Source organism: Labrys sp. E2SS-1L, from assembly GCF_057073705.1.
In genome coordinates this window covers 5,418,182-5,432,648 of the sequence record NZ_CP172712.1, presented here as the reverse complement: position 1 = coordinate 5,432,648, position 14,467 = coordinate 5,418,182, and the positions used below count along the sequence as shown (strand labels likewise).

13 protein-coding genes are annotated in these 14,467 nt (G+C 64.9%); 5 read left to right on the top strand and 8 right to left on the bottom strand.

All coding sequences use genetic code 11. From position 1 onward, the window contains the following. Nucleotides 1-46: 46 nt before the first annotated feature. The 3 genes from ACIGJE_RS25355 to ACIGJE_RS25345 form a co-directional block, all read right to left on the bottom strand. Entirely contained in the window at nt 47-613 is a 567-nt protein-coding gene (locus ACIGJE_RS25355; RefSeq protein ID WP_311932956.1) for a GNAT family N-acetyltransferase, read from the bottom strand. A gap of 168 nt (nt 614-781) precedes the next feature. After that, entirely contained in the window at nt 782-1,912 is a 1,131-nt protein-coding gene (locus ACIGJE_RS25350) for a type III PLP-dependent enzyme (RefSeq protein WP_311932958.1), read from the bottom strand. A gap of 670 nt (nt 1,913-2,582) precedes the next feature. Further along, entirely contained in the window at nt 2,583-3,215 is a 633-nt protein-coding gene (locus ACIGJE_RS25345; protein ID WP_367625341.1) for a DUF2239 family protein, read from the bottom strand. Nucleotides 3,216-3,403: 188 nt separating this feature from the next. On the opposite strand from ACIGJE_RS25345, the gene ACIGJE_RS25340 reads away from it, so the two are divergent. The 5 genes from ACIGJE_RS25340 to ACIGJE_RS25320 all read left to right on the top strand — a co-directional run bounded on the left by ACIGJE_RS25340 (nt 3,404) and on the right by ACIGJE_RS25320 (nt 7,502). Beyond that, nucleotides 3,404-3,892: a DUF305 domain-containing protein gene (locus ACIGJE_RS25340; RefSeq protein ID WP_415086565.1), complete on the top strand. Its 489-nt coding sequence runs from the start codon at nt 3,404-3,406 to the stop codon at nt 3,890-3,892. Nucleotides 3,893-3,903: 11 nt separating this feature from the next. Further along, nucleotides 3,904-5,358: a YncE family protein gene (locus tag ACIGJE_RS25335; RefSeq protein ID WP_415086567.1), complete on the top strand. Its 1,455-nt coding sequence runs from the start codon at nt 3,904-3,906 to the stop codon at nt 5,356-5,358. A 66-nt stretch (nt 5,359-5,424) separates the two neighbouring features. Beyond that, nucleotides 5,425-5,952: an RNA polymerase sigma factor gene (locus ACIGJE_RS25330; protein ID WP_415086569.1), complete on the top strand. Its 528-nt coding sequence runs from the start codon at nt 5,425-5,427 to the stop codon at nt 5,950-5,952. Further along, nucleotides 5,949-6,725: an anti-sigma factor family protein gene (locus ACIGJE_RS25325; RefSeq protein ID WP_415086571.1), complete on the top strand. Its 777-nt coding sequence runs from the start codon at nt 5,949-5,951 to the stop codon at nt 6,723-6,725. The genes ACIGJE_RS25330 and ACIGJE_RS25325 overlap by 4 nt, the downstream gene beginning before the upstream one ends. 189 nt (nt 6,726-6,914) lie before the next feature. Then, the gene (locus ACIGJE_RS25320; protein WP_311932968.1) at nt 6,915-7,502 is read left to right on the top strand and encodes a GNAT family N-acetyltransferase; all 588 of its coding nucleotides are present in this window, start codon (nt 6,915-6,917) and stop codon (nt 7,500-7,502) included. A gap of 41 nt (nt 7,503-7,543) precedes the next feature. Here the strand turns inward: ACIGJE_RS25320 and ACIGJE_RS25315 are convergent, their stop codons facing one another. The 5 genes from ACIGJE_RS25315 to ACIGJE_RS25295 all read right to left on the bottom strand — a co-directional run bounded on the left by ACIGJE_RS25315 (nt 7,544) and on the right by ACIGJE_RS25295 (nt 14,451). Beyond that, nucleotides 7,544-8,230, bottom strand: a complete 687-nt coding sequence (locus ACIGJE_RS25315; RefSeq protein WP_311932969.1) for a DUF1523 family protein — start codon at nt 8,228-8,230, stop codon at nt 7,544-7,546. A gap of 119 nt (nt 8,231-8,349) precedes the next feature. Continuing rightward, nucleotides 8,350-9,684, bottom strand: coding sequence for a DUF6638 family protein (locus ACIGJE_RS25310; RefSeq protein ID WP_367625345.1), 1,335 nt, complete (start codon nt 9,682-9,684; stop codon nt 8,350-8,352). 181 nt (nt 9,685-9,865) lie between these two features. Next, complete coding sequence (locus tag ACIGJE_RS25305) at nt 9,866-11,815, bottom strand: AAA family ATPase (protein WP_311932971.1); 1,950 nt, start codon at nt 11,813-11,815, stop codon at nt 9,866-9,868. Between the two features lie 216 nt (nt 11,816-12,031). After that, nucleotides 12,032-13,192 (bottom strand): hypothetical protein, encoded by a 1,161-nt coding sequence (locus ACIGJE_RS25300; RefSeq protein ID WP_311932972.1) that lies wholly within the window; start codon nt 13,190-13,192, stop codon nt 12,032-12,034. Between the two features lie 179 nt (nt 13,193-13,371). Next, complete coding sequence (locus ACIGJE_RS25295) at nt 13,372-14,451, bottom strand: coiled-coil domain-containing protein (RefSeq protein ID WP_367625347.1); 1,080 nt, start codon at nt 14,449-14,451, stop codon at nt 13,372-13,374. Nucleotides 14,452-14,467: the final 16 nt, after the last annotated feature.

Sequence of the window (14,467 nt, the reverse complement as noted above, 5' to 3'; positions counted from 1 at the left end):
CACGATCCCTGGGGCCGCCGGCTTCCAGCCGGCTCTTTTCATCGGCTTAGGCCGCGAAACGCAGGCCGGTGTCGTTGGCTGCCTGGGCGACGAGCGCCGCGAAGTCGGGCGCGGTTTCGAGGTCGCCGGTGGCGTTCACAAGGCCGGCCGCCCCCACCAGCCCGTCGGGCACCAGCTCCAGGCCGAGGAAGCGGTTGCGCTCCACCGGGCCGGGCAGCCAGAGGCGCTCGGTGAGGTCGGTCGAAAAGCCGAAGCGGCTGTAATAGGGCGCGTCGCCCACCAAGAGGATGGCCTTGTGGCCATAGTCCTGGGCATAGCCGATGCCGTGCCACATCAGGCGCGCGCCGAGACCTTCGCTGCGATAGCGGGCATCGACGGCGAGCGGGCCCAGCAGCAGGGCCGCCCGGCCGGGGCCGGCGGAGACGTTCCACAGGCGCAGCGTGCCGATCAGGCTGCCATCATCGACGGCGGAGAAGGCCAGGCCCTTGGCCGGCAGGCGGCCTTCGCGCAGGCGCTCGCTGGTCTTGGCGAAACGGGACGGACCGAAGCAGGCGTCGAGCAGGGTCTCGCGCGCTTCGAGATGGGACGAGGATTCTTGGACAATACGGATCATGGCCGTGGCTCCTGGCAAAAGGAGAGCGACAGCCCTCGCACCGATGAAACGGCCGTACGGGACGATGAATGGAGCGCGGACATCACAGCGACATGCCTGCATGTCGCGATGTCCGCTCTTGGAAACGGGAGGCTTGAGAGAAGAGCGGACAGGATGTCCGCGCTCCGATCAAATCACCACGGAGGCCAGCGGCGGGAAGCCGTTGAAGCCGATGGTGGAATAGGTGGTGGTGTAGGCACCGCAGGCCTCGATCAGCACCTTGTCGCCGATCGACAGGCTCACGGGAAGATCATAGGGGGTCTTCTCGTAGAGCACGTCGACGCTGTCGCAGGTCGGTCCGGCCAGGACGCAGGGCGCCTTGGCATCGCCGTCCCGCTCGGTGCGGATCGGGTAGCGGATGGCCTCGTCCATGGTCTCGGCGAGGCCATGGAACTTGCCGATGTCGAGATAGACCCAGCGGATCTCGTCCGTTTCGGCCTTCTTGGACACCAGCACCACCTCGGCCTCGATCATGCCGGCATCGCCGACCATGCCGCGGCCCGGCTCGATGATGGTCTCGGGCAACTGGTTGCCGAAATGGGTGCGCAGCGCGTTGAAGATCGCCTCGCCATAGGCCGGCACGCCGGGCATGGCGCGCAGATACTTGGCCGGGAAGCCGCCACCCATGTTCACCATCGACAGCGTGATGCCACGCTCGGCCATCTCGCGGAAGATGCCGGCAGCCGTGGCCAGGGCGCTGTCCCAGGCCTGCACATTGCCCTGCTGCGAGCCGACATGGAACGACACGCCATAGGCGGTGAGGCCGAGGGCCTGCGCCTGCTCGAGCACGTCGGGCGCCATGGAAGGCGCGCAGCCGAACTTCTTCGACAGCGGCCATTCGGCGCCGGCGCCGTCGCACAGGATGCGGCAGAACACGCGCGAACCGGGAGCGACGCGGGCGATCTTCTCGACCTCGGCCACGCAGTCGACGGCGAACAGGCGCACGCCGAGCTCGAAGGCGCGGGCGATGTCACGCTCCTTCTTGATGGTGTTGCCGAAGGAGACGCGATCGGCACCGGCGCCGGTGGCGAGCACCTGCTCGATCTCGACCACGGAAGCGCAGTCGAAGCTGGAGCCGAGGCCGGCCAGCAGGTTGAGGATCTCGGGGGCCGGGTTGGCCTTGACGGCGTAGAAGACGCGGGTATCGGGGAGCGCATGCGCGAATGCCGAATAATTCCGCTCCACCACGTCGAGATCGACGACGAGCCGGGGGCCGTCGGCGGGGGTACGTCGGAGGTAGTCGAGGATGCGGTCGGTCATGGCGGGTCTCCCCAAAATCCAAAGGGTGTCACGGATCGGTGCGACGTCACCGCCGCCGCGGGGTGGAGCCGCGGACGTTCGATGCTGACGCGCCGCCCACCGCCGGAAAGGCCGGATGCCTCGCCGCGACGGGATGCAAATCGCCACGCAACGGATCAAGCCGCTGCATGGTTCGAAACTGCCTTGGATTGGATCGGGATACCCGGTCCGCACGCCTGGCAAAGAGAAACAAGCCTCTTCAGTCGCTGGATATGGAAACCAGCCGAGACCAAAAAAGCCCGCTTCGTCGTTGCTTCAAGCTGCGTCCCCCGCGGAGTACGGGGTTCACCGGTCGCCTCCGGCTGCCGATCGTTGTTCGGGATTCGATGATTTCGGCACGTCATGCCTGATCACCTCAAGGGACCACTGCCGCGATCCCTAGTCCATCCCTGGCGACCGTCCAGCCTCTTGTCTGGATGTCCACCGACCGACACGCGGCCACAGGCACGTGCGAAATTGGGCAAGCCGGGAAATAGGAAGAATGGACGTCATATGCAAGAAAAATTTTCGCCCGGGCCGAAATTTTTCTGCGCTGCAAAAACTGAAAATTCACGTGGCCGGCAAAGGAGTTATGCCGGGGCACCCGCTCACGCGCCAGCCAGGGGCGCTGAAGCGGGGCCATGGGCCGGTTTCAGGCGCGAAGACCGCCATTTGCGGACGGGTAACGGACATGCCCGTTGCCGCTGCCCTGCGCTGTGGCGGTGTTGGTCGTGAAGGCGGCTTCGGCCAGCTTGTGTGCATGCCTGCTGACGTCGTCAGGCCAGTCGGCGATCATGGCAGCGAATTTTTCGTCATCGCCGGCGAACAGGGCGCGAATCGCTTCCTCGTAATGCGGCTCGTTGCCGGCCATGGCGCTCATGAAGCGATAGGCGGCCTCGCGCGCCTCGCGCAGCCGGTCTGTCGCCTCGGAGGCATGGCGCGCTTCGTCCACCAGGCGGCGCAGGGCCACGGAGGCCCCACCCGGCTGCGAGGCCAGCCAATCCCAATGACGCGGCAGCAGGGTGATCTCACGGGCGACGACGCCGAGCTTCGGACGCCCCGGCCCGCGCGGCGGCGGCTCGATCAGGGCATAGCGATTGCGGATGTCCTCCGCGCTGCCGCGCAGGTCGAGATCGACAGGCCGGCCGGTGGTATCCTCGAACACCTGCACGGGCGAAGCCTCGCCCGCATCCTGGGCCTGGCGGATGGCCAGCGCAACGGTAATGGCATCGCCCTCGGCCAGACATCTGCGCCCGGCAAAGGCGATGAGGGCAAGATGGGTCATGATCCCTGATCCTGTTGGACGCGCAAAATAGGCCCGGGTGGAATTCATGTCAATATTATCCGGGTGAATATGGATCTCAGCCACTGGAAACGAGACTGCAGAGAAAAATGTCTGCAAGCGGTGGAATAAACGCCGCCTCCGGTTGTCCACCCATCCGAAGGGGTTCGAAACATCACGGGACAGCAAACATGATCGTTCAGCGCAGGGCCGCCCTCGTCGGGCTGGCCTGGATCCTGGCAGCCGGCTCCGTGCCGGCTGTCGCCGACGACACGGCGCATCACGGACACGAGGCCATGCCGGCCTCCGCCGAAACGCCGTTCCTCCAGGAAAACGATGCGGCCATGTCGAAGATGATGAGCGCGATGGCGGTCAAGCCGACCGGCAATGTCGATCGCGACTTCACCGAGATGATGATCCCCCATCACCAGGGGGCGATCGACATGGCGCAGACCTATCTGCGTTATGGCCGCAACGAGCAGCTCAGGCGCATCGCCCAGGAAATCATCGTCGAGCAGCAGCAGGAAATCGCCGCCATGCGGCTGGCGCTCGGGGACCCGCCGCCGGCTCCGGCTGCGGCACCCACGCAGGCCAGCCCCGCCGTTGACCTCTCCCTCAATCCACCCGCCGACGCCAGTTCCCCGCCTCCCCCCATGTCGATGACGGGAACGGACAAATGAAGGACTCATGCATGCATCGCATTCTCTTCGCTCTCGGCCTTCTTGCAGGCACCATGCTGGCACCGGCCGCCGCTTCCGCGGGACAGATACCCGGCCCTGCATCGGCGGCGGATATCCCTATCAGCCACAAGGATCGCCTTTATGCGGCCGAGCAGTTCTCGAACACCGTCTCGGTGAGCGATCCCGTCGACAACAGGCTGCTGGGCGTCATCCGGCTCGGTGAGCCCCAGCCGGGCAATCTCAGCCCGCTCTACAAGGGCCAGGTGCTGGTCCATGGCATGGGGTTCTCGCCCGACCACAAGACACTGGCCGTGGTTTCGATCGGCTCCAATTCCGTGACCTTCATCGACACGGCGACCAATGCGGTCAAGCACACCACCTATGTCGGGCGTTCCCCGCATGAAGCCTTCTTCACGCCTGATGGGCGCGAAGTCTGGGTGACGGTGCGGGGCGAGGACTATGTCTCCGTCATCGATACCGGCAGCTTCGAGGAAAAGCTCCGGATCAAGGTTCCGGGTGGCCCTGGCATGCAGATCTTCTCGCCGGACGGCAAATACGGCTATGTCTGCTCCTCGTTCAATCCGCAGACCGTGGTCATTTCCCTCGCCGACCACAAGATCGTCGGAAGCGTCAAGCAGGCGAGCCCCTTCTGCCCGAACATCGCCGCTTCGGCCGATGGCAAGCAGGTGTGGTTCACCCTCAAGGACATCGGCAAGACGCAGGTCTTCAAGGCCGAACCTCCCTTCGATCTCGTCAAGACGCTGGATACCGGCCCGATCACCAATCACGTCAACCTCGTGGTCAACAAGAAAGGCAGCTTCGCCTATGTCACCGTCGGCGGGTCGAACGAGGTGAAGGTGTTCCGCACCGATGATTTCAAGGAGGTCGCGACCATTCCGGTCGGCAATCTGCCGCACGGCATCTGGCCCTCGGGCGATGGCAGCCGGGTCTATGTCGGGCTCGAGAATGCCGACCAGTTTGCCGTCATCGACACCTTGACCAATCAGGTGATCGCCACCATTCCGATCGGGCAGGCGCCCCAGGCCGTCGCCTATGTCCCCAATGCCGTGCCCGAGGGCGATGGCCTGCAGAACCTGATGCCGCTCGGCGCCGCCGGCGAGGCCGCCCATCTCAAGCTCGCGCCCAGAGGTGCCGGTAGCAAGACCGCTGCGACCAGCGTATCCTTGTTCGATCAGGGCCTGACCCAGATTCTCCAGGCGGCGGTCAGTGGCCTCGAACCGAAGAAGCCCTATGTCCTTGCGCTGTCGAGCCGGGCGGATGGGGGTGGGGCGCTGCAGCCGCTCTCGACCTTCACCACGAACCCGGCTGGTTCCGCCATCGTCAACGCCGTCGGACCGATACGCCAGATCGTCGAAGCCAGGCATGAGGATGAAAGGCGTTTTCTCGTGGTTGCAACCTCCACCGAAGGAAAAGCCGGTGACGTGGTCCAGGTGCAGGTTCAATGAGTAGCGGGCGCGCTCGCCTCGGCCATGCCGGTGGGCGCGCCGTCGACCGGAAGCAGTGTCAAGGCCATGAGTGATCTGCAACGGCTCGTCGAGCCGATGATCCCCGCTCTGCGACGGTATGCCCGCGCCTTGCTGCGGGACACCGTCGCTGCCGATGACCTGGTCCAGGATTGCCTGGAACGGGTGGTCGCCCATTGGCAGCAGCGGCGCGGCAAGGATCCGCGCACCTGGGCTTTTGCCATCCTGCACAATCTCGCCGTCAACCGTATGCGGCAGAAGGCGCGGCGCGGCGACCATCTGCCGTTCGAGGCTGTCGAGGAGAGCGTCCTTGCCCGCCGGCCGGCCCAGGAAGACGCCTTGGTCCAGGCCGAACTCGTCTCGGCGCTGGCGCAGCTTCCGGATGACCAGCGCAGCCTGCTCCTCCTGGTCGGTGTCGAGGATCTTTCCTATGCCCAGGTTTCCGAGATATTGGCGATCCCGATCGGAACCGTGATGTCGAGGCTGTCGCGTGCCCGCGAGCGCCTGCGGCAGCTTCTTGAAAACTCTGATCGATCTGCCACCAGGCGCGGCGGCCATCTGCGGAGCGTGAAATGATCGACAAGCCGATTTCCGAGGATGATCTCCACGCCTATATCGATGGCGCTCTGGACGAGGCCCGCCGCGCGGAGATCGCCTCCTATCTCGAGGCACATCCCGAGATTGCGGCCCGCTTCGGATCCTATGCCGATGATCGCTCCGGCTTGCGATCCGCCTTCGCCGCGATCGCGGAAGAACCCATTCCGACCAGGCTCAACCTGGCCCATATGATCGATCGGCAGCGGCGGCCACGCATTTCCGGATTGTGGGCTGCGGCGGCGGCCGTTCTGCTTCTTGCCGTCGGCGGATCCGGGGGATGGCTGTTGCGCGAGATGACGTCCATACCCCAGGAGGGCGTGGGCGCCCTGGCCCGCGAGGCGTCGGCGAATTTCAGCGCCTATGCTTCCGACAACGTCAGGCCGGTGGAAATCCGCGCCGACAAGGCCACGGAACTGGCCGATTGGGCGGCCGAACGGATGGGGCGCAAGCCTGCCTTGCCCGACCTGTCGAAGGCAGGTTACCGGCTGATGGGCGGGCGGGTGGTGTCCACGCCCCACGGCCCGGCGCTCATGCTGATGTATGACGACGACCGTGGCGGCCGCCTCGTGATGCTGACCAGGCCGATGGCCGTGGACCAGGACAAGGCGATGGCCGCCCATACCGAAGGCAAGGTCGACGGCTGGAGCTGGGCAAGCCGCGGCATGGGCTACAGCCTCGTCGGAACGATGCCGGCCGAGGCGCTGCATCCCCTGGCCGACGATATCCGCAAGCAGGTTTCGGGAGACATATAGGCGTTGCGCCCAACCCCGCCCGGGCGCGCGGCAGGTCAGCATGGCCGAAAGGCCAAGCAGCAGGCATCACTTCCCGCATGGCAGCCTTGTGTGCAGTGCGACGGAGATCGCTTGCAATTTATGCTGCGGTGCACAATATTTCGGACATAGGGAGGTGACGACTCGGGGGTAAGCCACGAGGACTGCGAGATGAACCAGATCACCACCATGGCCCCCAGGGGCATTATCCGGCAGTTGAGACCGTCCGATCTGCCGAAGTTTCGCGATCACCTGCTGCGGCTGGACCGGGAAAGCCGGCATGATCGTTTCAACGGCGGCATCAGCGCCAGTTTCGTCGCCGACTATGCCGAGCGCAGCTTTCGCGGTGGTGCAACCGTCATCGGCTATGTCGAGGACGGCCAGGTTCTCGGCGCGGCTGAATTGCACGAACTGCCCGAATTGGCGGAGCCGACGGCCCAGATCGCCTTCAGTGTCGAACGTCACCGCCAGCATCAGGGCATTGGTGGGCGGCTGTTCGCGCGCCTGCTGCTGCACGCGCTCGGCCTCGGCTATACCCGCCTCGAGGTCTCCACCCATGCCGACAATGCCAGCATGAAGGCGCTGGCCCGCCGCTTCAACGCCAAGCTCAGCTTCGCCCAGGGCGAGACCATGGGCGTGATCGAGCTCGATCCGGCGGTGACGCTGGAACATCCCGCCTTCGAGGCGATCGGCGAGATGCTGCCGGGGCCGCTGACCCTGACGATCGTGGGCGAGGGCATCGCCAGAGCGGCGGCCTGAGCCCTTCAAGTCTCCAGGTCAGATATCTTCCCGGCTTGATCCTATTTGTAGCGCCGTTGGTTCTTCGGCTTCCAGCTGTCGAGCCAGCGCCGGATACGGGCCATGAAGCCGGTGGCCCTGCTCGAAACCGCGACGGCATGATCATCGACGGCATCGGCCGCCGCGCTGACATGGTTCTCGATGCGGGTCAGCATCGGATCGATCCGCTCGCGCTTGAAACGTCGCAGCCGGAAATAGAGCCAGATCAGTCCGATCGCCAGGCCGCCGAACACGAAGATCCGCATCCAGGGGATGACATATTCATCCGGCCCCGTCGCGGCCCGGATCGAGAGCGCGTTGGGGAACATGGTCAGATAGGTGACGCGCCAGCCATAGCTCTTGATCACCACCCATTTCGGAGTTTCCGAGCTGGACTGGAAGGACTGGGCGGCCGCCATCAGGTTGCCGGAGTCGAACTTGTAGTACCAGGGAAAGCCCCAGTCGGTATCCTCGTTGCGATACACGCGCAGTGCGCCGCCGGGATAGACGGTGTTGATGAAGCGCACGTCGCGCGTGTTGGTCGCCTGCACATTGGGCGCCTCGCTGTCGAAGAAGCCGGAACTGTCGAGGCGCTTGGTGTCGGTGCCGACGATGCGCACCACGTCATAGCGCGGCAGCACCTGGTCGAGCCAGCAATAGCCGACCACCAGCGCCAGGACGATCAGGAACCATTTGAACAGGCGCAGCATGAACTCTCCGGGGTGCGCGGGCGTCCCAACGACATGCCAGCATGTCGTGATGCCCGCTTCTTCCTATCCGACAGGTGGGGTGTTTCCAAGAGGCGGGCAAGATGCCCGCGCACCCGGAATCACCCTTTCGGGATTGCTCCCCAGGGTCCGGCCTGTGGTGCCGGCTCTTCCTCCGGCGTGCCGTCGCCGAACAGATCCTCCCAGGCATCGTCGTTCCTGAGTGCTTCGTCCCGGGACAGGAATTCAACCACATAGTCCTGCTTGCGCGCGGTCCAGCCCTGATAGGCTTTGTAGAAGGCCGGCTTGTTGCACAGGAAGAGCTGGCGGATGTCGAGGGGCGTGAACTCGCTCAGGAGCTGGTTGACGAGGTCGCGATCCGGCAATTGGGCGGCCCGGTAGAGATAGAAGCAGCCCGGTTCCGTCGGTCCGGGCAGGCGGGGCTCGAGACCCTGCTCGGCGGCGCGCAGGGCCGCCTCGACCACCTCGAATTCCGGCGGAAGGTCATCGGCGTGGCGCATGGCGAAGCGGCGCAGATCCTGCCGGTTGAGGCGGGCCAGTTCCGCTGGCGCGTCGGCCTTGCCGGCAAGGACATTGGCCAGCATGAAGTCGAGCCGCTGGCGCAGCAGCGCCTTGGCATTCAGGTCGGCCGCCTCGAAGACTGAGGTGATCAGGCCGTTGAGCTGCAGGAAGTGCCAGACATCCACGGCGCTTTCGAGATTCTTGGTCTCCACGGCCCCGATCTTGGGAAAGCCGGGCGCCACGCCGCGATAGAGCATGGCGGGGTATGACAAGTCCCGGAATAGATAGAGCCCGTCGAAATAATTGGTGTAGAAATTGCCCTGGCTGTAGTCGGTCTTGCGAAAACGCACCGGATTGCGGGTGATGTCGCCAACCCGGCCGGCAAGCTTGATCATGGTGTCGATATAGGCGTCGTCCTGCCACAGATCGTCCTTGGCGCGGAAATCCTCGACCAGGCGCGACAGCTGCTCGGCCTCGCCCAGCCGGTCGGTCGGCGTATTGGCCTCGACGGTGACGGAGCGCAGCTCCAAGAGGTCCGCCGGGCTCTTGATGCGCCACATCGAATGCACGAGCTCGCCCATCACGGCCTCGCGCACGCTGAGGGCCATCAACTCCCTGGCATTGTCCTGGATGAAGTTGCGCAGCACCGAGCGCATGGTCGAGAACTGCGCGTTCAGGAGCGGCGCCTTGAGCTGGTCGAGGCTGAGCAGGATGAACATCCGGTTGCAGCCCTCGGGATTGAGGTAGCGGATGTCGTCGAGTTCGTCGCCTACCTCCGGCGAGAAGCCGGAGAGGTCGATGTGGAACTCGGTGAGGGTGGTGCGCTTGCCGATCAGCTTTTCCAGCGCCGCATTGTAGCGTGCCACCATGGTGGGGGAGGAGACCTCGATGAGGTTCCCGAACATCAGCCCCGCTTCGATCAGACGCTCTAGCATGATGGCGCTTCCCGGAAGTTATCTGTCATTCCCGGCGCCGCCACAGGCGGCGGGAAGGGGATCCAGGGGCTATGTGCACTATTCTCTGGCCCCTGGATCCCACTCACAAGCAAGCTTGTGAGGATACCAAGGCCTTCGGCCTTGCCGGGGATGACAGAACGTCCAACGCCGACGATCACTATCATGTGCGCTGCTCCAGATAGCGTTTCTTGGCTTCCTCCATGCGGCCCATGTCACGCACCGCATTGTCGATGGCGGCCTCGTCCGACTTGTCGGCATAGCGGAATTCACTGTCGGCGTAGCGGTTGATCTCCTGGATCACCATCTCGACCGTGATGGGCCTGGCTAGCTCGGAGATCATCGCAAGCTTGGTGGCATAGTCCTTGGTCAGGAACAGCTCGGGCTTTTCCATCCATTCGTCCGGCAGCTCGAAATCCATTGCCCTGACCTTGATGGCATCGGTGATGTTCTTGATGGCACGGCCGGTGAAACGCTCATCGGCCTCCTGGATCGCCTTGAGATAGGCGCCGAGCCTGGCGACGGTGTCGAGCGCCCCGATCTTGCCCTGCACGCTGTCGAACACCTTTTTCAGGGCTTCCTCCTGCGGGCGCGAATGCGCGTCATAGGAAGCGGCGACCGCCTTCTTGATCTCCTGGGCGGCGAAGAGATCGTGCTCTCCGAGCGGAATCTGGTGGCGCTTGCCGAGCAGCAGGGAGAGGAGGTCGATATAGTCCTCCTTGCTCTGCGGGCCGTCGACCAGGAAGCGGGCGCCGGCGCGTTGACGCAGGGCGTCGTCGACATTCTCCGGGAAGTTGGAGAACATGCCGAAGGTGCAGTTGCCGCGCACCACGGTGTTGGCGCCGGCGAAGCTTTCCATCAGCACGGCGGTGATCTCGAGCTGGCCCGAGGAGGATTGCCGGTCGCCGCGCTTGCCGGCGAGCTGGTCGATGTCGTCGATGGTGCCGAAGCCGATCACGGCCGGGTCGATGATCTCGCGGATGAAGGCCTTGGCGTTCTGGGCCGACTTGCCCTGGTAGGAATCGATGCTCTCGGTGGAGAGGTTGGCATAGCGGAAGGGATAGCCGGCAGTGGCGCAATAATCGTTGAGCAGGCCCGCCATCATCTGGATCAGCGTGGTCTTGCCGGTGCCGGGCTTGCCGTCGCCCATGAAGGTGAAGATGAAGCCGCCGAGTTCGGCGAAGGGGTTGAGCCGCTTGTCGAAATCATAGGCCATCAGCATCTTGGCCAGCTTCATCGACTGGTATTTGGCGATGTGGTTGCCCACCACCTCCGTCGGCTTCTTGAAGGCCATGGTCAGCGTGGTGGAGCGCTTGTGGGTGGCGGGCGTGAAACCGTTGACCTGGAAGTCGTCGGCCTCGACACGGTAGGCGGCGCTGGTGAAGGCCTCCAGGCGCGGTGCGGTGCCGGCGCGCATGGCGACCGCCTCCATCAGCCGCTCGCACCAGGCCGTCAGCGTCGGCACCAGCTTGAGGCTGCCATCCATGCGGCTCAGTATGCCGTCGAGCTCCCACAAGGCGCCCTGCAGGGCGAGGGCGGGATTGTCGGTGAGAATCTCTTCCAGCTCGCCGACTTCCGCCTGGCCCTCGCTCGCCTGGGCGGCGAGCAGGAAGGAAAGCATGTTGGCGGTGACGTGCAGGCCGATCAACGAGGCCGCCGCGAGCAGTTCGGCGAATTCGGTACGCCGGGCAGGGTCGAGGCGGCCCTCGCGATTGTCGCGCTTGAGCTGGCCGAGGGCGGTGCGCTCCTCATAGAGCTCACCGACGGCCATGGCGGTGGCCAGCGCCCGACGCAAAGCCTGCAGCACACTGGCCTGGGCCGGGCTCATCAAGGCTTCGCCGGGGTCGGCCTGGCTGATGCGTGCGATCAGGTGGACGCCGTCCTGCGCCGCGCTGGAACGCGCGGTCAGGCCCGGCGTGGTGGCGCGGAACAGCCGGCCGGTCGCGGTCGGGATGCCGGGGGAGCGTTCGGCCGGCGCGGTGCCCGTCGATGCGGGCCGTGCCTTGGCGATGCGCGGGGCATGGTCGAAGCCCTCCATCAGGGCCAGGGCCTGGGGATACTGCGCGCGGATCGCCGCCTCGCGGATTTCCATCAGGTTGAGGGAAGCGGTCATGGGGTCCTCGTGGTCAGGATGGGGCGCGGAATGCCTTCTCCACGTAGTGGGGAAGGTGGCGTTGCGAAGCAACGACGGATGGGGTGCGGCCCGCTAACGGTACTCGATCCGGACAGGGCGCAGCTAGCGGCCCACACCCCATCCGACCCGACTTCGTCGGGCCACCTTCCCCGCTTCGCGGAGAAGGCCGGTCGCGCTTTATTCTGCGCACTCCCATCACAGCCCCGTCAGCAGCGACCCGTCCTCGCCCACCACATATTTGCGCACGTCCCGGAAGCCGGGGGGATCGCGGTCGACGAGAACCTGATAGGGCAGCACCGGCAGGACGAGAGAGCGCTCGAGCCGGGTGACGCCGGCCTCGGCAGCAGCGGGCTGGTACTGGTCGAGGTCGAAGATCTCGCGCTCCACCGTGGACAGCAGGCCCGCGGGCACCCTTTCGCTGCGGGCCGAGACCAGCGTCTCGATCGTCCAGGCCAGGGCCCAGTCGCTCTCCTCGGTGCGCGAGACCTCGGCGAGGATTTCCCGCAAGGGGCCGGTCTGCTCGGTGAAGGCATGCGAATACATCGGCCCGACATGGATGCGCCTCAGGAGCTTGGGGTGCAGATTGTCGAAATCGACGTCGAAGCCGCGGGCGATGGTGAGGAGCTTGAGGCTGGAGAGCGACTGCGCCATCAGGTGGGACTGCACCTGCGGCCAGCGCATCTGGTCCTCGTTGAGGATGACATGGCCGGTATCCTCGACCACCAGGAGATAGATCACCGGCAGGCTGAGGGCACTGTCATAGACGGCCCAATGCAGCAGGTAGCGCCGGCGCTGCGCCTTGGGGTCGGACAGCAGCACGAATTGCGGGTGGTTCTGGGCGAAGAACAGGCCGCGCGATTTCAGCGTCTCGTAATAGATACGCTGGCTCATCGCATATTGCAGGTTGGTCGGCCTTGCGCGTTCGGAGAGGATGGCCGCGATCATCTCCTCCTTCAGCCGGGCCTGGTCGGGCTGGTTGGCGAGGTGGCGGTCGACCTGTGCCAGGTCGTTCGCCATCGTCATGATCTCCTGGAACACCGGAAAGCCGCTTTCCGAGCGGTCGATCGCTAAAGTGAGCGGCAGCGAGGAGACCCGGCCCGACATCAGGTGCTTGAGGCTGAGGGCGGTGAAGGTCTTGGCGAGGCGCTGGAGATAATTCTCGATCAGGTCGAGCTGGATGTTGGCGAACTCGCCGCCGCCATATTTGGCGTCATCGGCCAGACTCGCCTGGTTTCCCTGGCCGGTCTGGCCGGCGATCTCGCGCAGATGGCGGATGATGCGTGAGAATTTGCCGAAATAGCGCCGCATCGCCTGGGGGTCCGGCAGGGTGACGTGATCGTTACCGGGAGGGGTCAAGGGCGGCCTCGGACTCTCTACCCTCCCCTGGAGGGGGAGGGTCGGCCCGCAGGGCCGGGGTGGGGTGATTTTGCCGGAAGGGCTGACACGTTACGGCGCATCCCGAGGTCGGGCGGTGTTGCCACCCCACCCCGATGCTTTGCATCGACCCTCCCCCTCCAGGGGAGGGTAGGCGCGCCTCATGCCCCGCCATAGAGGTTCTTGTCGTGCTTCTCGACGATCTTGGCGAAGCGGCGGGCGAAGCGCTCGTCGGATTTGGCCTTTTCTTCCAGGATCTTGCGGGCGAAGACCATGTGGTCCTCGTGCTTTTCCATCATCTCGGCCATGCGCTGGTTGGTGGCCGAGCCGATGGCGGCCATGGCGGCCTGGGCTTCCTGGTCGGTCTTGACGCCGATCTCGTTGATGCGGTGGGCGACGTCCTGCTGCTGGGCCGTCTTGAGCGACTTGGTGAGCGCATCATAGAGCACCACGCGCTGCTTGGTGTCGGTCTGCAGCTTGTTGATCAGCACCATCTGGGTGGCGGCCTGGTTCTGCAGGCTGTCGACCCAGCTCTTGCCCTGCTCGATATAGCGCTCCAGCGTCTGCGACTGCGCGAGCTTGACCTGCTCTTCCTGCACGAGATTGTTGTAGGCCGCATTGGTCTGGGCAAGCTCGGTCTCCAGCCGCGTGCGGGCGGCGGCATCCTGCTCCATCGAGATCTTGTTTTCGAGATCGATGATCTTCGGATCCATGGCCAGGACCTGGGCGCGGATCTTCTCCAGGTCCGCCACGGTGCTCTCGCGATCGGACAGGGTGCCGGACAGATTCTTCTCGACCCGGGTCTTGTGGTCGTTGAGCACGCCGAGCTGGCTCTGCAGCAGATTGACGATGATGTCGGACTTGGAGATCAGGTCCTGCAGCTTGTCGTCGATGGAGGCGGCGCGCAGGCGCTCCTCGCGCATGGAGTCCGACTTGGCGGAGGAGAAGATGCCCACGAAGCTCTCCCAGCCGGACTTCTCGCGCATGGCGTCGAATTCCTTGGAGAAGCCGGCGGTGACATCGTCCAGGCCCATGATCAGCTCGGCGATGTTGGCGTTCATCGCGTTGGAATGGGCGTGAACGTCGTCGAGCGTCGCGTTCTGGATATCGATGGAGATGTCCTCGCCCTTCTCCATCTTGGAATGGGCGAGCTCGATCTTCGAGCTGACCTCGGAAATCTTGGCCTGGGCCGCCTTGATTTCAGCTTCGGCGGACTTGATCGCGGCGTCGAACTCGGCCATGCGGCTCTCCCCTGGG

Excerpts from the sequence above, each read along its gene's own strand:
- ACIGJE_RS25335 (WP_415086567.1), top strand. The coding sequence starts at position 3,904 with ATGCATCGCATTCTCTTCGCTCTCGGCCTTCTTGCAGGCACCATGCTG.
- ACIGJE_RS25350 (WP_311932958.1), bottom strand. The coding sequence starts at position 1,912 with ATGACCGACCGCATCCTCGACTACCTCCGACGTACCCCCGCCGACGGC.
- ACIGJE_RS25310 (WP_367625345.1), bottom strand. The coding sequence starts at position 9,684 with ATGCTAGAGCGTCTGATCGAAGCGGGGCTGATGTTCGGGAACCTCATC.
- ACIGJE_RS25330 (WP_415086569.1), top strand. The coding sequence starts at position 5,425 with ATGAGTGATCTGCAACGGCTCGTCGAGCCGATGATCCCCGCTCTGCGA.
- ACIGJE_RS25325 (WP_415086571.1), top strand. The coding sequence starts at position 5,949 with ATGATCGACAAGCCGATTTCCGAGGATGATCTCCACGCCTATATCGAT.
- ACIGJE_RS25340 (WP_415086565.1), top strand. The coding sequence starts at position 3,404 with ATGATCGTTCAGCGCAGGGCCGCCCTCGTCGGGCTGGCCTGGATCCTG.
- ACIGJE_RS25315 (WP_311932969.1), bottom strand. The coding sequence starts at position 8,230 with ATGCTGCGCCTGTTCAAATGGTTCCTGATCGTCCTGGCGCTGGTGGTC.
- ACIGJE_RS25295 (WP_367625347.1), bottom strand. The coding sequence starts at position 14,451 with ATGGCCGAGTTCGACGCCGCGATCAAGTCCGCCGAAGCTGAAATCAAG.
- ACIGJE_RS25355 (WP_311932956.1), bottom strand. The coding sequence starts at position 613 with ATGATCCGTATTGTCCAAGAATCCTCGTCCCATCTCGAAGCGCGCGAG.
- ACIGJE_RS25320 (WP_311932968.1), top strand. The coding sequence starts at position 6,915 with ATGAACCAGATCACCACCATGGCCCCCAGGGGCATTATCCGGCAGTTG.
- ACIGJE_RS25305 (WP_311932971.1), bottom strand. The coding sequence starts at position 11,815 with ATGACCGCTTCCCTCAACCTGATGGAAATCCGCGAGGCGGCGATCCGC.
- ACIGJE_RS25345 (WP_367625341.1), bottom strand. The coding sequence starts at position 3,215 with ATGACCCATCTTGCCCTCATCGCCTTTGCCGGGCGCAGATGTCTGGCC.